Below are 21,864 nucleotides of genomic sequence, written 5' to 3' on the forward strand. Positions count from 1 at the left end.
GTCGACTAAACTAAACAATACATGACAGCTTTAATAGTTAGCCATATTTCACGAGGAATAAACATGACACTTACAACCCCGGGCTTACTTTTTCCGGCTATATCGCTGCTATTATTAGCCTATACAAACCGATTTTTAGTTTTAGCGCAATTAATTAGGGAGTTAAATGCACGCGAGGGTGAATCTATACGCCCCGTTGTAGTGGCTCAAATCACCAACTTACGTAAACGAATAAACTTAATCAGAACAATGCAAGTTTATGGGGTAGCCTCTTTTTTACTGTGTACATTTTCGATGTTTGCTTTATTTATTGAATTTAATACCACGGGGATTATTTTATTCGGCATTAGCTTAGCCTGCTTAAGTTTATCGTTGTTAACGTCTTTATTTGAAATACATATCTCCTGTGATGCAATTGAAATAGAACTGCAAAGCATTGAAAACAAACCATTAAGCAACCGAATAAATAGAAATTTTGTAAAATAAACTCCTATAGATAAAACACCCTATTATTTGTCACAATCATGTTGTAAGTACGCCCCATTTTGGGTCGTACTTTTTTATTAATTAGAACAATTGAATCCCAACCGGCTATCTAACCCACTGAGTTAAAATAACTTTGCCTAGATAGTTAATTGCAAAAATACAGACAAAACACAATAAACAACTAATTATCAATTAAAAAAGTAATACTATTTGGTCGCTTTCCTCTTTAATTAATACTAAAAGGGGGGTATCCTGCTGGAAACACGTATGAACTTGCAACCGTATTTCAATATAGAATTTTACTAAACTTTAGAATAAAAATTAATATATTTGATGTCCGTGGTATCTGCGACTTACTTATAAAAAGGGACTATAAAGTGAGATTTGAACAATTAGAGCAATTTGTAGCACTTGGTGTATTACGTCATTTTAGACAAGCAGCTGAACAAACCCAGATTAGTACTTCAGCGCTGACGCGCAGCATTCAAACACTTGAAAATGAAATGGGATATGAGTTAGTAAAACGCTCAACACGTTCAGTTAAATTAACGCCAGAAGGCGAACTTTTTCTTGAATATGCTAAAACGACTTTATCGGAACTTGAGCTAACGAAAAAACGGATTTTTCAATCAGTAAACGGTAATGCTAATGAGAAACTGGTTATTGGTTATACCAACAAGGCAAGTGGCATAGTTCCTATTTCTTGTGGGCAGTTTTTAGCTCAATATCCTCATATAAAAATTGAAATGCAGTTACAAGATCAGCAAGAGCTAACACGCAGACTCCAACAAGGTGAAATAGACATAAGTGTATACTCTCAAGCTATTAACAGTATTGGCAGTGACATTCACTTACCTGATCAGCTTGTATTATTTGTTTCAAAAAACCACCCTCTTGCACATAAAAACGATATAAGTAAGCAAAACCTTGATAGCTACCCTATGTTTGGTTGTTTCTCTCAATCTAAACAAGTGCAAACTATGCTTAATGAAGCAATCGATTCTTTAAATAAATCATCAAGTATTAAAGTGGGCAGTATTGAGCAAGTAATGGCCGGTGTAGTTAAATCAGATCACTTTGCTATTGCAAGCATTGAGCATGCAAACACAATCGCAGAGAACTCTGAACTCGTGCAACTAAAAACAAATAAAGATTTAAATCACGAACAACTCGTTGTACAAACAAGCCAGCAAACCTCTATTACTGAACATGTAGAGCATTTACTATCGCTTATAAAGAAAGCGGGAGCTACATTTAGCTAATCCAATATTTGAAAAAGTGCGGCGCAATAAACAGTAGCTTTAAATCGCTTTTCGGCTACACTGTCGCACCTTTTTTAAACAGCTGATGTGAATGAACACACTTTTTGGTCCTGATGTCTATTTAGATGATATAGAACGCCAAGGATACACCGTAATTCATAACGCGCTTATTGCCGATTTAGTTAACGATTTAGTTGCAGATTGTCACCGTATAAACCCCCACTTTAGCCTTGCTGGTATTGGTCGACTAAATAGCTTACAAATAGATAAAACTATTCGTACTGACAAAACTTATTGGTTTGACGGCAGCTCTCAAGCACAGCTTACGTATCAAGCAATAATGCAAAGTATAAAAACCACGTTAAATCGTAGCTTTTTTATGGGGCTATTTGATTACGAATGCCATTATGCAAAATATACACAGGGTGATTTTTACAAAAAACACTTAGATGCATTCAAAGGTCGATCTAATCGTGTATTTACAACGGTGCTTTATTTAAATACGCCAGAGCAAGGTGGCGAACTTGTTATTTATAAACCTAAAAGTAAAGAAGTAGAAATAACGATTAAACCAACTGCTGGCACATTGGTTATGTTTGAAAGCGAACGTTTTGCTCACGAAGTACTTCCCGCAGTTGACGAACGCTACTCTATTGCTGGGTGGTTTAGAAAAAACGCCTCTATTAGCGGCATTATTGATCCGCCCAGGTAGCTCTAAATAGCGAATTTTAACAGCCTTTATTAAGGCTTTAAAATGCTATTGGGTATGAAAGTAATAAGCCTATAAAGATAGCCAAACCCACATAATGGTTATTTAAAAACGCTTTAAAGCAGGCTTCTCTTTCACGTTTATGAATAAGCGTTTGTTGATATGCCAATAAACCAGCTGCTACACTCAAGCCAATGCCAAACGCGACACTTAAATGATTGCTTATACCAATAAACGCAACCAGCGCTATAAATACAGCATTAAGTAAAAAGATAATATGTCGATCGTATTTACCAAATAAAATAGCGGTTGATTTTACCCCTATTTTTAAATCGTCATCTCTATCAACCATCGCATACATAGTGTCGTAAGCAACTGTCCAACAAATATTGGCTATAAATAATAACCATGCCTGCTGCGGTAATGCATTTATTGAAGCCATATAGGCCATTGGAATAGCCCAACCAAATGCAGCCCCTAAAACAACTTGTGGTAATTGTGTATAGCGTTTCATAAAAGGGTAGCAAAAGGCTAAAGCCAACGCCCCAAAAGAAAGTAAAATAGTATTAAAGCTAAGCATTAATACTAAAATGAACGCAATAACTATGAGCAATAAAAATAGACTAAGAGCTTCACCACTACTAACCAGCCCTGAAGCTAGCGGCCGTTGAGCTGTGCGTTTTACCGAGCCGTCTATTTTTCTATCTGCAAAATCATTAATTACACACCCTGCGCTACGCATAACAACAACGCCCAGTGTAAATACAATAAAGTTGAGCAAGCTCGGCATCCCACTATTAGCAAGCCATAAAGCCCAGTATGTTGGCCAAAGTAATAACAAGGTACCAATGGGCTTATCTATACGCATTAGCTGTATATAGTAAGAAATATGTTTTGGCTTTAAAGCGGCTAATTTCATGAGTATAAATATGCTCCTGGTAAAAACACTTCACACACTAAAAATTTATATTCTTTGAGGGAAAATACACTTCGACGCCCTAGTAAGTTTTTCTCGGGTAGGTTTAATTTTGCAACTAATTGCTGAACGGGGTGCTTGGCATCAAAATAAGCAATTTCTATATCCGTGCGTTTTAGTGCTGGGTCTTGAAAAATCACATCACCAAGAGGTCGTTCACCCATATTGTGCAAAGGATTGCTCGAATCATTTTTAGGAAGCCAGCTTTGTGCGTACACCATAGGTTTATTATCGCACAATAAGAGTACTTCTCGATTAATCGCTGTTTTAGCTGCGCTGTTTAGTAGTAACTTTTGCTCTAGGCTTAAAGTAAATAACTGCTCGCTTAATACTCTTACACTAAAAATTTGTGATTTACTTTTTAATTTAGCAGTTAAAGAATTAGGTTCAAAAAGCCATTCTTGCTCTAGAGGAGATAAATCACTTACATATGAAGTGGACTGCCAATTAGCAGATATAGACAGAGGATAAGTAATCACAATAGCTCAACAAAATAAAAAACAACGAGATGATACCATTGCCAAAGCTTTTGAAAAAGTGATGTTTTATAACCATAAATAATTGCTTGGCGCTGTTTATTACCCACTATTAAGTATAAACTATTTGTAACAAGTTTTAAGAAACGCTTTAAATATGAAAAAAATAGTATACGCAGGTCTTTTTACGTTCTTTGTAAGCGTCATAAGCTTTACAGCCCGTGCTGAATCTACAGTTGGTTATTTTGGTTTTGAGCCAGATATAATCACCAACTACATTGGCGCATCGAGTAAAAAAATGGGCTATGTGCGTGTAACTATTGATTTAATGCTTACTGATACTTCTGATATTGCAGTCGTTGAACATCACACGCCATTACTTCGTGATGCCCTAGTAGAGATTTTATCTAAAGAGCCTGAAGAAAAAATAAAATCCCTTACTGGCCGTGAAGAAATACGCGCAAAGTGCGCCGAAAAACTAAAAAGCCTTTTAAAAGAAGAAACAGGACAAGAGATCATCCGTGAAGTCTTGTTCACTAAATATTTATATCATTAGTATTTAACGTTTTACGTTAAATACTTTGGCGGTATAAGCAAAAGCCATACCGCTAACTAATCCGCCTAAGTGCGCCCAATTAGCCATACCTACAAACAATACATCTGCAAACCCTAGCACTAACCAAATCAACATAAAACCAACAATAGCCGTACTAACCAACGCAGGTTTGTTCGGATTTAAAAAGCTATGAATCCAACAAAAACCAAGTAACCCATATACTACGCCACTCAAACCGCCAAAGTTGGGACCAACCATTAGGTATTGCGCCCAATTACTAATAAGTGCAGTCACTAAAAACAAACCTATTAAGCTGAGTTTTCCGCATTGCTTTTCTATATTGTCGCCAAGCGACATCCACCAAATTAAATTAAACACAATATGCATCGCACTAAAGTGTACGAGCGCGGGCGTTAACCAACTTAAAGGCTGCGAAGGTTTAAACTGCATCATAGTGTAAATGGTCTCAAAACCACCTAGTAAAAAAGCAAAATAAATTATAACGCTTACAATACTTACGGTTTGATTTAACCAGCTGAGTGCTTTAAAACGGGCTATTAGATTAAGTGATTGCCCTTGATATTTAAGCGGCGATTGCGTGCTGCCTACATCCCAAGATGCTTGCAGGTATTTTTCATGATTAGGGTTTTGTGTAAATTCAGCCCATAGAGGCTGAACTTGATGAAAGTCCTCTTCAAGCACACTAACAATAACATTACTGCCATCTGCTGAATCTAATTGCCCTTTCAAACCTTGGCTTTTTAAATAATCTATAAAGCCCTGTGCGGCGCGCGGGTTATTTAAACTGCCAAGCTCTATCATCGCTCTACTTTCTCGCTGTAAGCTACTTCCCAAGCGGTAAAACCACCATCCATGCTATAAACATCTTCAAAGCCTTGCTCAACTAAATAACTAGCTGCGCCCTGAGAGCTCATACCGTGGTAACACACAATAATAATTGGCTGATCGAATTCTTTTTCCATCATAAATTGTGCAATATTACCGTTAGAAAGTGCTTCTGAGCCAGGAATACGACCAGCTTGATACGAATTAGGATCGCGAATATCTGCAATTACAACGTCTTCTTTATCTAGAAGCTCTAACGTTTGCGCTATAGAAATGTGTTTAAATGCCATTGAAGTCTCTTTAATTAATAGTATAAAAAAGGCGGCTAAAGCCGCCCTTCTTGTAATTTAGTGAGGAACTAATCCCAGTTTAAAATTACTTTACCTGACTGACCTGAAATCATCATATCAAAGCCAGCTTGGAAGTCATCCACAGAATACTGATGTGTAATGATTGGGTTCAAATCAAGACCAGATTGAATCAAGCTTGCCATTTTGTACCACGTTTCGAACATTTCGCGACCGTAAATACCTTTAATCACTAAACCTTTAAAAATAACTTGGTTCCAGTCAACTGCCATATCTGATGGTGGAATACCTAGCATGGCAATTTTACCGCCGTGGTTCATGTTATTAAGCATTGAATTAAACGCGCTTGGCACACCTGACATTTCAAGGCCAATATCAAAGCCCTCTGTCATACCTAAGTCTTTTATTACGTCTTCAAGCTTTTCGCTTGCCACGTTTACAGCACGTGAAGCACCCATTTTACGTGCTAAATCTAGGCGATATTCGTTTACGTCGGTAATAACAACGTGGCGAGCACCCACGTGTTTTGCTACAGCTGCTGCCATAATACCAATTGGGCCTGCACCAGTAATAAGTACATCTTCGCCAACTAAGTCGAATGATAATGCGGTATGAACTGCATTACCAAACGGGTCAAAAATAGAAGCCAGTTCATCAGAAATATTATCTGGAATTTTAAATGCGTTAAATGCAGGAATAACTAAATATTCGGCAAACGCGCCTTCACGGTTTACACCCACACCCGTTGTATTACGGCATAAATGTACGCGCCCTGCACGGCAATTTCGACAATGACCACAGGTAATATGACCTTCACCCGACACGCGGTCGCCAACATTAAAGCCACGAACTTCCTGGCCCATATCAACGACTTCACCAACATATTCGTGACCAACAACCATTGGAGTAGGAATAGTTTTGCTTGCCCATTCATCCCATTTGTAAATATGTACGTCGGTACCACAAATAGCTGTTTTACGAATTTTAATTAGTAAGTCGTTATGACCCACTTCTGGCTTTGGCGCATCTGTCATCCAAATGCCCGGTTCTGCTTTTAATTTAGATAATGCTTTCATAATTCACACTCAACTAAAAAACCGAAGCAAGGCTTCGGTTTAAAATAAAATTAAATAACGCCCATTTCTTTACCAATGCGGGTAAATGCATCAATAGCAATATCGAGTTGCTCAATGCTATGCGCTGCTGAAATTTGTGTACGAATACGCGCTTGCCCTTTTGGCACTACTGGGAATGAAAAACCAGTGACGTAAATGCCTTCAGCAAGTAGTTTATCAGCCATTAACGAGGCTACTTTTGCATCTCCTAGCATTACTGGGATGATTGCATGATCTTTACCTGCACACGTAAAACCAACAGCTTCCATTTGCTCACGGAAATATTTAGCATTTGACCAAAGTTTAGCGCGAAGCTCGCCGCCATTTTCTAGCATTTCAAGTACTTTAATCGATGCAGTAACAATTGAAGGGGCTAATGAGTTTGAGAACAAGTATGGGCGTGAACGCTGACGTAACCATTCAACAATTTCTTTTTTACCCGATGTATAACCACCTGATGCGCCGCCTAGCGCTTTACCTAATGTACCGGTGATAATATCTACACGATCTAATACATTACAGTACTCTGGTGTACCTTTACCGTTTTCGCCAACAAAGCCAACAGCATGAGAGTCATCAACCATTACAAGTGCATCGTATTTATCAGCTAGGTCGCACACAGCTTCTAAATTACAGATAACACCGTCCATAGAAAACACGCCATCGGTAGCAATTAGTTTAGTTTTAGCACCGGCTTCATCAGCTGCAATAAGCTGCTTTTCAAGATCAGCCATGTCGTTATTTGCATAACGGAAACGTTTAGCTTTACACAAACGTACACCATCTATAATTGATGCATGGTTTAATGAATCAGAAATAATAGCGTCTTCTGCGCCTAAAATAGTTTCAAACAAACCGGTGTTTGCATCAAAACACGAAGAATATAGAATGGTGTCTTCAGTTTCTAAAAACTCACTGATTTTTTTCTCTAGTGTTTTATGAATATCTTGCGTACCACAAATAAAACGAACAGACGCCACACCAAAACCATGATTATTTAGACCGTTTTGCGCAGCTTCAATTAGCTCTGGGCTATTAGCTAAACCTAAGTAGTTATTAGCACAAAAGTTGATTACTTTACCTGACGCAACTTCGATTTGAGCTTGCTGCTGAGATTTAATAATACGTTCGCTTTTATACAAACCTTCGGTTTTTACGTCTTCAATTTGCTGTTGTAGCTGGCTAAAAAAAGCAGATGCTCTCATCTGTGTTCTCCATTTATTTGAACGGGTAAACAACCACATTTAAGCGACTGTTTATTATGGGGGGTATTGTAAAAGTTTAATGGGGAAAATGCACGGTTTGCAGTTCGTCGCAAACGCCCTAAACTGGAAGGAATTCCTGCCAGTTTACAGGCTAATCTGTTTAGTTTATTTATGTATTTAAAAGTGCAGGTAAACTGTTTATAGAATCGATAATTAAATCAGCCTCTTGCTTGGCTCTTTCATCAAAGCTTTGACCTGAACGCACTAAAACGCGGGTAGTGATCCCTGCTTTTTTCGCAGCCTGCATATCACTGAGTTTATCGCCCACCATAATACTGCAAGCAGGGTCGATGTTATGCTCTTGTATGCCTTGCAATAACATACCTGGCGCAGGCTTTCTGCAACTGCACTCTTTCAAATATTCAGGGTGCGCTTTTTTAGGGTGATGAGGGCAAAAGTACACATCGGTAACTTCAATGCTTTGATCGCTAAATTGGGTTTTCATCCAATCAGTTAGTGCTAAAAAATCAGCTTCGGTATAATAACCTCGGCCAATTCCAGATTGATTAGTGACGATTATGATTTTATAGCCCGCATCATAAAATGTTTTACAAGCGCTAAAAACACCGTCAATAAATTCAAATTTATCGCTTTGATACACATAACCACGATCAACATTTACCACGCCATCTCGGTCTAAAAAAAGCGCTTTATTTTTTTGTTGTGCATTCATTACAAAGACTCTTTTTGTACAACATGGTCAAACATCGCTTTTACATCATCAACTGTAATTTGGCTCATTAAATCATCGCCTTTTACGCGTGTCCCCCACGGTACTTGCTCAGCCGTTTTACTTGTTTGCTTAAACAAGTTTTGATGATAAACCTCTACCACATAGTCTTGGTATAAGTAAGGGCCTGTTCGTGCAGGGTTTGAATGTGCGTATAAACCAATAACCGGCGTACCAACAGTTACCGCCATATGCGCAGGACCAGTATCGGGCGCAAGCACTAAGCTGCCACGCTTTAACACGCACAACAACTCTTTGAGCTTAGTTTTGCCCACTAAATTTAAAATAGGTGTTTTGCTATACTCAACAATGCTATTTGCTAGGTTAATTTCAAGTTCTGTTGGACCACCCGTCAATACAACTTTAAAGCCTTGCTCATTTGCATAATCAGCCAATGCTGCATAACGATCAGCGAGCCAATTACGCTGTGCTTTACTTGCTGCTGGCGATATTACTAATAGTTTATTAGTTAGGTATTCTGGTGTTAGTAGTTCATCGGCAACCGCTTGGTCTTGCTCTGTATATGGCATGTTCCAACTCGGTTTATAATCAGCTACACCAATGGCTTTTGCAAAACCTTTAAAGCCCTCAAGCACATGCGCCTGAGCTTGTGGGGCTATTCGTTTATTAATAAACAAGCTGTGCAATTCTTTTGAACGCGCCCAATCAAAGCCTATTTTTACTTTTGCCGGAATACAACGCGCTACAAACCCAGCCCTTAATGCAACTTGCATGTTAAGTAGTACATCAAACTGTTGACCTTTAAAGCGTTGCTTTAAGCTTTTGAGCGCTGCTTTGCCTTGTTTTTTATCAAATACCACCAGCTCAACGCCCGGTAAGTCGGCAAGTAGCATGGCTTCTATTTTGCCAATAACCCACGTAATTTTTGCATTAGGGTGTGCTTTTTGAATAGCTTGTACAGCACTCAAACCATGACATACGTCACCAATGGCTGAGAGTCTTAATATACAAATAGATGAATAATTAGGAGCTTGAGTCACGCATTCCCTTAGGTATTAAATACAAAAGCCGATCTTAAATTATAATCACGCTATTGCAAGCACTTATCCTAAGCTTTAAAACGCGCTAATATAGACACATTATTTAGCAATTACACAGAGCTATGTTTAAACAACACGAGCAAGGCAATCACACTGTATTAAGCCATCCTAATTACACAAGCCAAATTACCCTCGATTGGTTTGATGCAAATTATTGGCAACAACAAAATAAAATTGTGGGCGCTAAAAAAGGTCGAGCAACTGCGTGGTTTTTTAAGCAAGACGAATTAACAGCCGTACTTAGGCATTATTGGCGCGGTGGCTTAGTGGGTAAATTGCTAAGCGATCAGTATTTATACCCAGGACTTGAACAAACCCGTGTGTATAAAGAGTTTAGTTTAATGAGTAAGCTTATAGAGCTTGGTTTAAACGTACCAACCCCTATTGCAGCTAAAGTAACCCGCAGCGGGTTAATTTATCGTGGTGATATTATTACCGAGGCTGTTATAGGCGCTAAAAGTGTACTCGATATATTAATTGAACGCCCATTGAGCGAAGAAGAGTTAGAGCGCATTGCTAAAACAATCGCGCTATTTCATTCAAAAGGTGTGTGCCACGCCGATTTAAATATTAATAACATTTTATTTGATGATACTGGTGATGTGTATATTATCGACTTTGATAGAGGTGAAATAAAAACGCCTAACCCACAATGGCAGCAAAGTAATATGGCACGTCTTGAGCGCTCATTTTTAAAAGAGCAAGGTCGAAATGATGCATTTAATTGGCAAATGAGCGATTGGCAAACACTGCATAGCAATTACCTCAAAGCGCTCGCTAATATAAGTTAACCTAATATAAGTTAACTTAGTTAGCCAATGCTAAATACTGTAGAGCAACGTGCTCTGCCTGCACTTGTTTTAGAATATCTGCGTTTTCTACATTTGGCTTATCTGTCAGCATCTGCTTAACTGCATTGGCTAATGCCTCACTTTGTCCAGCGGGTACTAAATATTTACTCAGCTCGCCTGTTAATATCTCGCTTGGGCCAAATGTACAATTAGTACTAACTACCGGAGTACCCACCGCTAAAGCCTCAATTAATACCGTTGGAAGTCCTTCAAAATCAGAACTCAACACTAAAGCTTTGGCATGCTTAATCCAGTTGTACGGGTTTTGTTGAAATCCTGGCACTACTAACTGTTTTTCTATACCGTATTGCTGTGCAAGCTTTAACGCTTTTGCAGGTTTATTACATAAAAGTACTAACTTGTATTTTTTATCAAGCTTTGAAAATGCTGCAAATAATATATCGTGGCGTTTTTGTTTGGCGAGTCTTCCTACATGTATTAAGTAAGGCTCATTTGGGATATTGTTATTTTGCTCATTTGCTTGCTGTCTAATTTTTTCAAAATTGAACGGGTTATAAATAGTCGCAATTGCACTTGGGTTAATTAAATCCCCTTGTGTTATTTCTTTTTCAACACCCTTTGATACGCAAATAAGTGATTTACCATTTAAATTTTGCTTACTCTTTTTAAGATATAAGTATGAAAATGGACCTAACTTTTTTTGACGTGCAAGCTCCGCGTTAACGGAGTTATGAATAACAAAGTGAACATTTTTGACATTACTACGTGCAAGTAAATTATTACTTCTATCAAGGTTAGAAAGTACTAAATCAATATCACCTATCTCGCTCTGTTTTTTTTCAAACCAAGTTTGTAGTTTTAAAATACTATTTTTACGCTGCCAAAATCGATCTATTTTTGATGCCCTATGTGTGAATAAACTCTCCACGTTAAGTACTTCAGGAATATTATACTCAATAGAGCTAGCAAGAGACAAAATAGTAATTCTGTGCTGTAACTTGGCCATTTCCTCAGCAAGGGTAAGCATTACTTTTTCAGCACCACCACCCACTAGGGAATCAATTACAATCACTATATTCATTAGCGATCCCCTGTAAGCATATTTTTTATACCGTTAGTGATCACTTCGAAGCTATGTGTATTATCAAGTTGGTTATATTTAGAAACGAATTCACTATAAAAGGGCTCTGTAATAACTTGAGCTACTTTCGTAGTAATTTCATCAATATCAAGATTTGCTTTTATGACAACACCTGCATTAACACAATGATCCAAACGTGTATTTTGATCTTTTGAGATAGCACATGCCACAACGGGGGTTTGAACTGCAATTGCTTGTAGTAGGGTATCGCCGCCACTCAGTAATGCAACTTTAGCTTGGCTCATTAATGCCAAAAAATCAGTACTTTGAAGACTTGCTAAACAAGTAACCTCATCACTTTCAGGAATGGATTTCTTATAATTGGGACCAAACACAACAACTGCTTTTAAACCAGTGTGTTTAGTAATTTTAAGCGCGGCTTTAAAGTAAACATCAGCACAATTAATATTATTTAATATATGCCCGCCTGAGCCAGCATTAACAATGAAATAGCCTTCCGGTACTAAGTTATAGCGATTTAAAACATCACGTTTTTGCGCACAAGAGGCAAATGTAACAAAAGGACCTACATTACGAGGATGTGCCAAGGGAAACATATCTAACTTCGTACTTTCAGCCCATGTAAGTGGCTCAATACAATAATCAGACTGTACAACCCAATGTGTATCAATTAAATTAATTCTGTTAAGTTTTAAACCTTTAGCACGTTTTTTTGCATGCTGAGAAATAAATATAACTTTAGCGCCTACCTTTTTAGCCGCCTTCATATGCCCTGCACGTCCTGCACAATCAAAAACAACGACGTCAGGTTTAAATTGCTCTATAAAGTCGCAAACAGAATCCAGCTCTTTAGTCGCTGAATGTTCAAGTAGTGTAGTTTCAAAAGGACAATCTTTTGCGTAACTTGTATGCTTATTTAATATGAAGTGAATATCGAGAGAATCAGTAAGTTCTGCCTTTAAACTTTGAGCCAACAACAACGAGCGCATATATTCACCAATGCCTTCTGGTGATGATACGGGAATAAATAAAAGTCGTTTGTTGCTCATTACATTCTCAATTTCCTATTTGAACTCAAGTATACCAATCAGATACTTATTACGATAGACAGGTTACATTTTTATATATTAAATTAGCTCTATAAATTTATTATTTACTGCAATAACAAGTTTAGGTTGATAAACTTAGCCGCAATCTAAATCACAAGGATCTGAACTTTGCGAAACAGAATTTTTCTACTTTCTACTCTTTTTTGCGCTATGAGCGCATCAGTTAATGCTGAGCCATGGGTAAAACCCGATGATTATGGTTTAAGAGCTGATATTCAACAATTAGCTGATGCCGGTGTTATTTTAGCTCCTGTAACTACCTATCCGCTTATGTGGAAAAGTTTTATAAGCGATGTGGAAAGCATGCCGCTGGAGCAATTATCTCCAAGCTTACAAGATGCTTTACTTCGCGTTAAACATCGATATAAATCAGAAAATAGTAGCTCACATAGTCTTCAATTATCAGCTTTTGCAGCCACAGATCCAATCATAGCAACAAGCTTTGGTGCAACAAATACTCAAGAAACAGAGCTTTCAGCAGCTTACGCTTATTTAGGTGATAACTTTGCAGCTAAAGTAGCTATAAATTATAGAAAAGACGGTAAAAAATGTTTAGTTGATGGAAAAACGACTGACGATATAGTTACCGATGAGCAAGCTTTAACCGATTGTAACGATACCTCACTTGACGATAGTTACTTAGCTTACCGTTTAGGTAATTGGATTTTTAGAGCCGGTGCTGTTGAACAATTTTGGGGACCTGGTGTTGATAACAGCTTAATTATGTCTGGTAATGCGAAACCTTTACCTGCACTAAGTGTTACCAGAGAAAAAAGTACCGCTTTCGAGACGCCATGGTTAAGCTGGATTGGTCAATGGAGCTTTACCGCACAAATGGCTAAACTTGAGTCTACACGTGTTATTCCTGATGCTTTACTGTGGAGTACTCGTGTCAATTTTCGCCCTATTCAGCAGTTAGAAATTGCACTTAGCTGGTCTGCACAATGGGCTGGTGACGGACAACCGAGCTCTGCGGGTGATTTTATTGATGTTATTACTGGCCAAACAACTTGCACAGATGGTAATGACAGCTGTGACAGTCAATTTGAGTCAAAAATAGGTAATCAACTGGCTGGTATTGATATCCGCTGGTCTGATACCTTGTTAACACACCCATATGCAATCTACATTAGCACTATAGGTGAAGACGCAAGCTCTCAATTTAAGCCTTCCGACAGAGCATATCTTTTTGGTATTCAAACAACACAACGCATATACGCTCAGAACATATTAGTAAATGTTGAATATATAGATACTGGTGTTTCATGCCAAGCTGAATCAAAAGTTGAAAATTGTTACTATGAGCATGATGACAAGTTATCGGCTTATAGATCAGGCTACCGATACCATGGTCGTACAATTGGCTCAACCTACGATAACGATGCACAATCAGTCGTTTTAACTCTGCTAGGTCAGTTATCTAGTGGAAACGATTGGCAGGTAAAATTACGTAGTGTTGATTACAACAGCGATAACAGGGACCTTTACCCTAACAACCTAGATTTAGGCAATTCTATTACTAAAACAGGGTTTAACTCTAAGCAATTAGAACTGCGTTACAGAATGCTTTCTATGGGTGGGCGAGTTACTTTAGGTGCTTTTGCATCTAACAACGACGGTGCTGAAAACGATACTTCTGCATTTGCTAAGTACGAATATAACTTTTAATACGTTACTTTAATAAAGTAACGTATTAAAAGTAAGAAAAGGATGAAAACAGTGTTTTCATCCTTTTTTGTATTTTTTAAGCAAACTAAATAATACCAATCTACTTATATATGGGGTCTATTTAACGTTAAGAAAATCACGCTGGAACTAGGCAGAAATTTTTGTATCTAGTTGTTCTAAATAAAAAATTTAACGACGTTGTAGTGCAATTTAATTCGTTAAATTGATCAAAGATTTATGCGGGTTGGTATAAGTAATTACTGTTTAATTTTACTAATTACTTTTGATGTTGAGCACCCATCTAAAAATTCAAGCACTTCAACTTTTCCACCATGGCGAAGCACATGCTCAGCACCCGCTATTTGCTCTACGGTGTAGTCGCCGCCTTTAACTAAAATATCAGGGCTTATTTGCTCAATTAATTTAGCGGGAGTATCGTTTTCATCTAAACGGCCAAACGGAATAACCCAATCAACTGATGAAAGTGCACTAAGTACCATTGCACGCTCATCTAGAGGGTTAATAGGACGATCTGCCCCTTTTAAACGCGTAATAGATTCATCATTATTTAATCCAACAACGAGTCTATCGCCTCGTGCTTTAGCTTGTGCTAAATAACGCACATGCCCAGCATGTAAAATATCAAAGCAGCCATTGGTAAATACAATGGTTTCGCCGTTTTGTTTTGCAAATTCAATATGCTGAAGTACATCATCAAATGGTGTTTGGTAATGCTCACCGGTAGTATGTAAATACTGACCTAGCTTGCGGCTTAGCTCTTCTGGAGAGACAGTTGCTGCACCAAATTTACTAACCGCTATACCAGCAGCTAAATTAGCAACTTCTACAGCATCTTTAGCTTCCATACCTGCGCCAAGCATAACCGCGAGTGTAGCTATAACCGTATCACCCGCGCCGGTTACATCGCTTACTTCAAGTTCTTGCGCTGCAAAATCAAACTTTTCATCTGCATTAATCAGCGACATACCTTGCTCAGAACGCGTAAGTAACATGGCTTTAATGCCATTTTTGCTAATTAAATCACGTGCACTTGCTGCTAAAGCTTCTTCTGAATCGGTTTGACCACCTGCTAACTTAAACTCATGTAAATTAGGCGTAATGTAATCAGCACCTTCATATAAATGTAAATCTGGCGATTTAGGGTCAATTAAAACCGTCTTTCCGGCGCCCTTAGCAAGGCTTACCATTTCTTTAATTAAGCTTAAAGATCCTTTGCTATAATCAGAGAACACAATAAAGTCGTATTCATCTAGTACAAGCTCTAAGCGGTTTAGTAGTAATTGACTATGTTGCTCAGTAAACGTTTCTTCTAAATCAAGGCGAACTAGTTGCTGATGGCGACTAATAACGCGCATTTTAGAAATAGTCGGTAAATCACATACACTAACTAACTGTGAGCTTATTTTTTCACCTTTTAAAATGGTCTCTAAAATCTGCCCGCTTTCGTCTTCGCCAATTAAGCCCAGTAAGCCGACTTTTGCATCTAACCGTGCTATATTTTTTGCAACATTAGCTGCACCGCCCGCTTTGTCTTCAAATTTACTTACTTTAACAACAGGTACTGGCGCTTCTGGCGAAATACGCCCTGTGTCGCCATACCAATAACGGTCTAGCATTACGTCGCCAACAACTAATATACGTGCTGCCGATAAGTTTTTTAATAACGATAAATCCATTACTGCTGCTCCGCAACAACCATATCCATGGCTTCACATAACCAGTGACCTATAAACATGTGAGCTTCTTGAATACGTGCTGTTTCGTCATTTTTTATAATAATAGGTAACTTAGCAATATCTTTTACTTTGCCGCCATCACGCCCTGTTAAAGCGACTGTAAAAGCACCTAGTTTATTTGCGGCTTCTAATGCTAAATTAATATTGTTGCTAGTACCTGATGTAGTTAAACCAATTACTAAGTCTTCTGGTTTACACAGCGCTTGAACTTGACGTTCAAACACCGTATCAAAGTGATAATCGTTGCTGTGTGCTGTTAAAATTGATGTGTCGGTGGTCAATGCCATAGAGGCAAGCGGACCACGTTCTAATTTGTAACGCACTACAAATTCTGCTGCTAAATGCTGCGCATCGGCTGCACTACCGCCGTTACCAAACCAAACAATCTTGCCACCAGCTTGTAATGCACTGTGGCATGCTTCCAACAGTTGCATAGATTCTTGATGATAAGCTTCCATCGTTTCAAATAATGCTTGATGACGGTTTAATGTTTCAACGTAGCTAGTTGCCACTGAATCGATAATTGACATGAAAAATTCCTCTAGGAACTGAAATAGCAGGGAAAAATTAAATCCATTATTCCATAATTTTATTTAATTGTGTTCATTTTATCGGGTTATAACTGAACCCTGGCCATATTTTATTGCGAGTATGTTTAGAAAACGACTATTTCACGGTAAACTAACGCCACTTCCCTTTAAGAAAGATCAGTATGGCACGCATTTTTTACTCCCTTGCATTAATTTTTATCAGCCCACTGATTGTATTTTACCTTTATGTTTTACGAGGTAAAAAAAACCAAGGCTATCGTGCACACTTTAAAGAGCGCTTTGGGTTTGTCAGTAAGTCTTTATTTACGACCAAAACCAAACCTTTAGTTTTTCATTGTGCTTCTGTTGGTGAGGTACTTGCCGCAACGCCACTTATTAAAGCTCTGCAAAAAGCGCATCCAAATTTAAATATACTTATAACCTGTAATACTCCAACAGGCAGAGAGCAAATACTTAACCAGTTTAAAAATACTGTGGCGTGTAGCTACTTACCAATCGATTTTCCGTTTGCGGCAGCCCGATTTTTAAAGCGTATAAAGCCACAAGCATTATGTATTTTAGAAACAGAGCTATGGCCAAATTTAATGGCGATAAGTCACAAAAAAAATATACCGGTATTTGTCATCAATGCAAGACTCTCTGAAAAGTCGCAGCAGGGCTATCAAAAGGTCGCTAAATTAACGCACATTATTATGCGCTCAATTACGGTACTTGCGAGTCACAATAAAACAGATGCTAAACGCTTTATTGAACTTGGTCTTGAAACTTCAAAAAGCCATGTAACAGGTTCAATAAAATTTGACATAACACCAAATGAAGAGCAATTAGCCAAAGTACTCAACCTTAAACAGCTTTATAACAGTAATGAAGACAATAACGATGAACGCTTCGTATGGGCAGCAGGCTCAACACATCCTGTTGAGCATGAGCTGGTACTTTTAGCCCATCAAGAATTACTAAAAAAGCAACCTAATGCATTACTTATAATTGCCCCGCGCCATCCAGAGCAATTTGATAAAGTAGCTGAGCTTTTAACACAAAGCCCACTTAGTTTTAGCCGTCGTAGCCAAAATAACTACAACAATGAACAAGTACTCCTTGCTGATACGCTTGGTGAATTGCAGTGTTTATATGGCGCTGCAAATATCAGCTTTATTGGCGGCAGCTTAATACGTAGAGGTGGGCATAACCCACTGGAATCAGCTGCATTTTCTGTAGGCGTAATAACAGGCCCGCATACATACAATTTTTATCATGTTTACCCCGAGCTAATAAAACTCAAAGGTGCTGTAGTGGTTGATAGCAATGACGAACTAGCTAAGCAGCTTATAACGTTTAGCCAAAACACAAAAGCGTGCCAAACCTTAGGTATTAAAGCTGCGCTATGCGTAGCTAAAAATCAAGGTGCTATACAAAAAACACTTACCATTATTAATCAATATTTAGAGCCAAAACCGTGACCAACATAGCTATAAGCCAAACCCGCGAATGGGTGTCATCTGTTATTGTTAAATATAACTTTTGCCCGTTTGCCCGCAAAGAAGTAGAAAATAACTGTATTCATTATGTTGTAAGCCCAGCAACGAGTATGGATGATGCTGTAATGGATATGCTTGAGCAATGTATTGAGCTTGACCGCGAACCAGAGCGCGAAACAACCCTTATCATGTTTGACAACGGCTTTAGTGACTTTGAAGATTATTTAGACTTGGTCGATTTAGCCAATGCGCTGTTAGTCGCGCAGGGGTTTGAAGGTAAGTATCAAATTGCTAACTTTCACCCTGATTACGTATTTGCCGATAGCGATGAAACCGATGCCGCAAACTATACAAATAGAGCACCTTTTCCTACTTTGCATTTAATTCGCGAAGCAAGTATGAGTGAAGCGCTTGATAGTTACAACGAGCCCGAGTCGATTCCAGAGCATAATATAAACCTAGCAAGGCGTAAGGGCATTGATTTTTGGCAGCAGTTACTCGAAGGCTGTAAAAAACCGAGCGCTTAAAGGCTCGGTTTTATTTTTGTTTGTACAAACTTCATGCAAAACCTTGTGCAAAAAAAAAGCAATAACTAACGCTTATTTTTTAACCCAGTTACCATTTACTTCAACGTAATGACCACTTTGGGTTTTTTCAATTGTTTTAGCGGCAGCAAGTGCTTCTACTTGTGAAAGTGACAAGTTATTCTTTTTAGCCAGCTTTAAGTACTGCGCTTTACGCTTTGCATTTATGTCATCAACAACTGCTTTTGCTTCTGCGTTTTGTACCACAAGCCCTAAATAACCAGAGCTATCTTCACCTACAAAACCTTGGTTTTTAGCGTCATCAAGGCTAATAGCCCACGCAGAGAACGACATACATACTGCACTAACTAACGTAATAATATTTAATTTTTTCTTCGTATTCATGTTTTAGCTCCTTAAAATAACTCACTGTCGTCACTAAATAAGCTGTCGAGTTCTTTATCTACTTTTACGCGAATTTCGTGGTCGACCTTCACATTTAAATTAATCGTAATGGGCTCTTTAGCAGATACCTCAACTCGGTGCGTGCAGGCACTTAGTGCACTAATAACACCTAGCCCGAGCAGTACTTTTATCAATAACGACTGTCTCATTATTAGTTTCCTTTTTGTGAGTATTGTTGCTCAACTTTCTGTGTAATTTCGTCACTTAAACGCAGTGCGCGTAAAAGTGTAAATACGTTTTCTTCGTGGTTATAATTAAAGTTAACCTGCTGCTGCTCTGCTTTATTATAGCCTTGTAAATTAACCTCAAGCTTTAACCAGCCATCGTTTTTTAATGCCACACTGCTATTAAGTTTTTGAATATCTAAATTAGTTAATAGCCCTAATACAGGTTGCAACTCTTGCTGTTGCTGCATTACTGAATCAAACACTGCATTATTAGTAATTTTTAAATTACCGGTGCCTTGGCTAAATAAACTACCGTCAATTATTTCAATTTTTCCACTATCAAAATGGACAGGTAAAGACCCCGCCAAGCGCCCTGTTAATACAATGCCCGACTTATCATCGAGTGTAACGAGTTTACTTGCATCAATGTTTTCAAACTTAACATTGGCAACTTGGTTTGGCTTCCCTACTGTGTAGGTATCTAGAGAAAACTCGCCACCAAACACACTTCCTTTTACATCATTTATAAGCGCGGTATTGTTATTCACTTGCCACTGCCCTTCAATCGCTTTAACTATGGCACCAGCTCTAAATTCATTTAAATTAAAGGTAGTTGGTTTTACATTAAGCTTACCTGAATTATATTCCCCGCTAAATGCACTATTTAAATCATTTGCAAGATAGTTGTTATACAGTGCACTTGCGTGACTTACATCCATATTGAACGATGCATTTTGCAAGTTTACATCGCCACTAATATAGCCATTAAATTCGCCCTTAGTTAGCTGCGCAAGTGGCTCAAATTGATTAATAAAAGTATTTAATGGCAGTACACTTTGCTCAGGAATAATCACTTCAAACGGATGAGCTTGCGACGATACATGATGATTTACCACTAACTCAACATCGTTTACAAATACATGATGCGTGGCTTTTAGTGCACGGCTTTGCAAGCCTGTAGACTCTACTTTTATATTATTAAGTTTTATGTCGGGGCTATTAACAGCTTTTATATTCGTTTTTGCTGTTAGCTCGGTAAATAACTCGCCCACGCCTAAATTAGCGTTTGCTGTTAATGTGTTACTTATATCCGTTGCTTTAAATTCTTTATATTCCGCGTTTTTTAATTGATGAGTTAATGTTACTTCTGCATTTAACTGCTTATCCATTTTTGCAGTTAAATCACCTTGGTATTGCACTGCACTTATATCAAACGCATCTACACTTTTAAGCGTTAATTTAGCATTTATAAGCCCAACTGGTTTTGAGCCTATAAACTCACTTAAATCAAAGTAACCACTAAGGCTAAGCCCATTCGCCGTTGCAGGAACAAATTCAGGCAAGCTTTCAAGCGCAACCGCGTAATCGCCTTTAATTGCAGTGCCCACTAACTGAGCATTAACGCTGAAATTATTTATATCGGGTGTGCTTATTCTCGCTGATAAATTTGTCTGTAAGTTTTCAAGTGGCGATTTAATATTAAGTGCTGTATCGGTTATTAAAATATTGAATTGCTTATCGCCTTCACTCACCAAATTAATTGCAGGTACATTCAGGTCGCTCCCCTCTAATCGAATTGATTGAGGAAGTTTAAGTTGCCAATCTAAAGGAACTTGATTGCTCACAAAACCTGCGTATTCACTCGGTGGAATTAACTCGGTACAGCTTGATGTTAAAGTAATATTGTTATTAAGCAGGTCAGTATTAAGCATTAACACTTGGCTATTTAAATTAAAATGAGTTACCAATTCGCCTGTCGTTAATACGTTAAACTGGCATTGCTCAAAAGTATGAGCAAACTGGGAACTGATATCGCCATTTAACTCAAGATCTATACCGTCAAAGCTAAATGCTTGCTGGGTATTAAAGTTAACATCTGCTATTGAGGTGTTTTCAGTATTTAGAAACTGCTTTAAAAAAGTGTCATTAATCGTGAACTGACCACTTATTTTATTAGCAGCCAAAGTTGCAATCGCGTTTATATCACCCGTGACATTAAATTTATTTAGCTCGGGTTCTAATATACTTATTTTTACTGGCTTATTGAGTTCATCACTTTTTACTACAAGCTGTTTAATGCTAATTAATGGGCGATTTAAGGGAAGCGCTAAATCGAGATTTTTAGCATGTTGATTAGCATTATCACTTTTAGGGAGTGAATTAACCGTTAGCACTGCATTTTTAATATCTACACGCTTTGTATTTGCAGTTATATCCGTCAGTTGTAACTGTTGATTTTGATAATTTACACACACTTTATCAGCATGAATATTTAGCTCAGACGTAATTGAAAAATCAAGGCAGTTTAATGTGACACCCGCTTTTTTAAGCTCAGGCGCTATAGCCCACTGTAATAAAGGTAAACGAAATACATAACCAAGCAGCAAGATGCTTAGCAATACAGCTCCAACAATTAAACCAACTCGTTTAAACATACTATC

General features: G+C 38.0%; 23 protein-coding genes. 8 read left to right on the forward strand and 15 right to left on the reverse strand.

Annotated features, from left to right (window positions below):
* Positions 1–63 precede the first annotated feature (63 nt).
* The 3 genes from BW142_RS13700 (at position 64) to BW142_RS13710 (ending at position 2,460) form a co-directional block, all read left to right on the forward strand.
* Complete coding sequence (locus BW142_RS13700) at positions 64–486, forward strand: DUF2721 domain-containing protein (RefSeq protein ID WP_024598942.1); 423 nt, start codon at positions 64–66, stop codon at positions 484–486.
* A gap of 377 nt (positions 487–863) precedes the next feature.
* The gene (locus BW142_RS13705) at positions 864–1,748 is read left to right on the forward strand and encodes a LysR substrate-binding domain-containing protein (RefSeq protein ID WP_024598943.1); all 885 of its coding nucleotides are present in this window, start codon (positions 864–866) and stop codon (positions 1,746–1,748) included.
* 91 nt (positions 1,749–1,839) lie between these two features.
* Positions 1,840–2,460: a 2OG-Fe(II) oxygenase gene (locus BW142_RS13710; protein ID WP_076925214.1), complete on the forward strand. Its 621-nt coding sequence runs from the start codon at positions 1,840–1,842 to the stop codon at positions 2,458–2,460.
* A gap of 37 nt (positions 2,461–2,497) precedes the next feature.
* Here BW142_RS13710 and ubiA read toward each other — a convergent pair whose 3' ends face one another.
* Both ubiA and BW142_RS13720 read right to left on the reverse strand, forming a co-directional pair.
* Positions 2,498–3,376 (reverse strand): 4-hydroxybenzoate octaprenyltransferase, encoded by an 879-nt coding sequence (gene ubiA, locus BW142_RS13715; protein ID WP_076925215.1) that lies wholly within the window; start codon positions 3,374–3,376, stop codon positions 2,498–2,500.
* On the reverse strand, positions 3,373–3,912 hold the full coding sequence (locus BW142_RS13720) for a chorismate lyase (protein ID WP_076925216.1): 540 nt from the start codon (positions 3,910–3,912) through the stop codon (positions 3,373–3,375). The genes ubiA and BW142_RS13720 overlap by 4 nt, the downstream gene beginning before the upstream one ends.
* A gap of 154 nt (positions 3,913–4,066) precedes the next feature.
* On the opposite strand from BW142_RS13720, the gene BW142_RS13725 reads away from it, so the two are divergent.
* On the forward strand, positions 4,067–4,465 hold the full coding sequence (locus BW142_RS13725; protein ID WP_002961049.1) for a flagellar basal body-associated protein FliL: 399 nt from the start codon (positions 4,067–4,069) through the stop codon (positions 4,463–4,465).
* Between the two features lie 3 nt (positions 4,466–4,468).
* Here the strand turns inward: BW142_RS13725 and glpG are convergent, their stop codons facing one another.
* The 6 genes from glpG to BW142_RS13755 form a co-directional block, all read right to left on the reverse strand.
* Complete coding sequence (glpG, locus tag BW142_RS13730) at positions 4,469–5,287, reverse strand: rhomboid family intramembrane serine protease GlpG (protein ID WP_076925217.1); 819 nt, start codon at positions 5,285–5,287, stop codon at positions 4,469–4,471.
* On the reverse strand, positions 5,284–5,601 hold the full coding sequence (gene glpE, locus BW142_RS13735) for a thiosulfate sulfurtransferase GlpE (RefSeq protein WP_024598948.1): 318 nt from the start codon (positions 5,599–5,601) through the stop codon (positions 5,284–5,286). Before glpE ends, glpG begins: the two co-directional genes overlap by 4 nt.
* A gap of 68 nt (positions 5,602–5,669) precedes the next feature.
* On the reverse strand, positions 5,670–6,695 hold the full coding sequence (gene tdh, locus BW142_RS13740) for an L-threonine 3-dehydrogenase (protein ID WP_024598949.1): 1,026 nt from the start codon (positions 6,693–6,695) through the stop codon (positions 5,670–5,672).
* 50 nt (positions 6,696–6,745) lie between these two features.
* Positions 6,746–7,939, reverse strand: coding sequence for a glycine C-acetyltransferase (locus BW142_RS13745; protein WP_024591460.1), 1,194 nt, complete (start codon positions 7,937–7,939; stop codon positions 6,746–6,748).
* A gap of 169 nt (positions 7,940–8,108) precedes the next feature.
* On the reverse strand, positions 8,109–8,672 hold the full coding sequence (gmhB, locus tag BW142_RS13750; protein ID WP_076925218.1) for a D-glycero-beta-D-manno-heptose 1,7-bisphosphate 7-phosphatase: 564 nt from the start codon (positions 8,670–8,672) through the stop codon (positions 8,109–8,111).
* Positions 8,672–9,730 carry a glycosyltransferase family 9 protein gene (locus BW142_RS13755; protein ID WP_076925219.1) on the reverse strand — a complete coding sequence of 353 codons (1,059 nt, stop codon included), beginning with the start codon at positions 9,728–9,730 and terminating at the stop codon, positions 8,672–8,674. The genes gmhB and BW142_RS13755 overlap by 1 nt, the downstream gene beginning before the upstream one ends.
* A 122-nt stretch (positions 9,731–9,852) precedes the next feature.
* Here BW142_RS13755 and BW142_RS13760 point away from each other — a divergent pair, with 122 nt between their 5' ends.
* Positions 9,853–10,581 carry a 3-deoxy-D-manno-octulosonic acid kinase gene (locus BW142_RS13760; protein ID WP_076925220.1) on the forward strand — a complete coding sequence of 243 codons (729 nt, stop codon included), beginning with the start codon at positions 9,853–9,855 and terminating at the stop codon, positions 10,579–10,581.
* A gap of 16 nt (positions 10,582–10,597) precedes the next feature.
* Here BW142_RS13760 and BW142_RS13765 read toward each other — a convergent pair whose 3' ends face one another.
* Positions 10,598–11,683: a glycosyltransferase gene (locus BW142_RS13765; RefSeq protein ID WP_076925221.1), complete on the reverse strand. Its 1,086-nt coding sequence runs from the start codon at positions 11,681–11,683 to the stop codon at positions 10,598–10,600.
* Positions 11,683–12,753 carry a hypothetical protein gene (locus BW142_RS13770; RefSeq protein WP_076925222.1) on the reverse strand — a complete coding sequence of 357 codons (1,071 nt, stop codon included), beginning with the start codon at positions 12,751–12,753 and terminating at the stop codon, positions 11,683–11,685. Before BW142_RS13770 ends, BW142_RS13765 begins: the two co-directional genes overlap by 1 nt.
* Before the next feature lie 210 nt (positions 12,754–12,963).
* On the opposite strand from BW142_RS13770, the gene BW142_RS13775 reads away from it, so the two are divergent.
* On the forward strand, positions 12,964–14,481 hold the full coding sequence (locus BW142_RS13775; protein ID WP_083707586.1) for a capsule assembly Wzi family protein: 1,518 nt from the start codon (positions 12,964–12,966) through the stop codon (positions 14,479–14,481).
* A gap of 257 nt (positions 14,482–14,738) precedes the next feature.
* On the opposite strand, the gene hldE is transcribed toward BW142_RS13775, so the two are convergent.
* Together hldE and BW142_RS13785 are read right to left on the reverse strand one after the other, a co-directional pair.
* The gene (gene hldE, locus BW142_RS13780; RefSeq protein ID WP_076925224.1) at positions 14,739–16,178 is read right to left on the reverse strand and encodes a bifunctional D-glycero-beta-D-manno-heptose-7-phosphate kinase/D-glycero-beta-D-manno-heptose 1-phosphate adenylyltransferase HldE; all 1,440 of its coding nucleotides are present in this window, start codon (positions 16,176–16,178) and stop codon (positions 14,739–14,741) included.
* A complete protein-coding gene (locus BW142_RS13785) occupies positions 16,178–16,768 on the reverse strand; it encodes an SIS domain-containing protein (protein WP_002961065.1) in 591 nt (196 codons plus the stop codon). The genes hldE and BW142_RS13785 overlap by 1 nt, the downstream gene beginning before the upstream one ends.
* Before the next feature lie 182 nt (positions 16,769–16,950).
* On the opposite strand from BW142_RS13785, the gene waaA reads away from it, so the two are divergent.
* Together waaA and BW142_RS13795 are read left to right on the forward strand one after the other, a co-directional pair.
* Positions 16,951–18,249, forward strand: a complete 1,299-nt coding sequence (gene waaA, locus BW142_RS13790; RefSeq protein ID WP_076925225.1) for a lipid IV(A) 3-deoxy-D-manno-octulosonic acid transferase — start codon at positions 16,951–16,953, stop codon at positions 18,247–18,249.
* Positions 18,246–18,794, forward strand: a complete 549-nt coding sequence (locus BW142_RS13795) for a DUF1415 domain-containing protein (RefSeq protein WP_076925226.1) — start codon at positions 18,246–18,248, stop codon at positions 18,792–18,794. Before waaA ends, BW142_RS13795 begins: the two co-directional genes overlap by 4 nt.
* Before the next feature lie 72 nt (positions 18,795–18,866).
* Here BW142_RS13795 and BW142_RS13800 read toward each other — a convergent pair whose 3' ends face one another.
* From BW142_RS13800 to BW142_RS13810, 3 genes are read right to left on the reverse strand one after another with little or no spacing between them, the layout of a single operon-like run.
* Complete coding sequence (locus tag BW142_RS13800) at positions 18,867–19,196, reverse strand: YdbL family protein (RefSeq protein WP_007584701.1); 330 nt, start codon at positions 19,194–19,196, stop codon at positions 18,867–18,869.
* 11 nt (positions 19,197–19,207) lie between these two features.
* Positions 19,208–19,405 carry a YnbE family lipoprotein gene (locus tag BW142_RS13805; protein ID WP_024591450.1) on the reverse strand — a complete coding sequence of 66 codons (198 nt, stop codon included), beginning with the start codon at positions 19,403–19,405 and terminating at the stop codon, positions 19,208–19,210.
* A 2-nt stretch (positions 19,406–19,407) separates the two neighbouring features.
* Positions 19,408–21,858 carry a YdbH domain-containing protein gene (locus BW142_RS13810; protein ID WP_076925227.1) on the reverse strand — a complete coding sequence of 817 codons (2,451 nt, stop codon included), beginning with the start codon at positions 21,856–21,858 and terminating at the stop codon, positions 19,408–19,410.
* Between the last annotated feature and the right edge of the window lie 6 nt (positions 21,859–21,864).

Source organism: Pseudoalteromonas sp. EB27 (assembly GCF_001974875.1).
Lineage (GTDB): Bacteria > Pseudomonadota > Gammaproteobacteria > Enterobacterales > Alteromonadaceae > Pseudoalteromonas.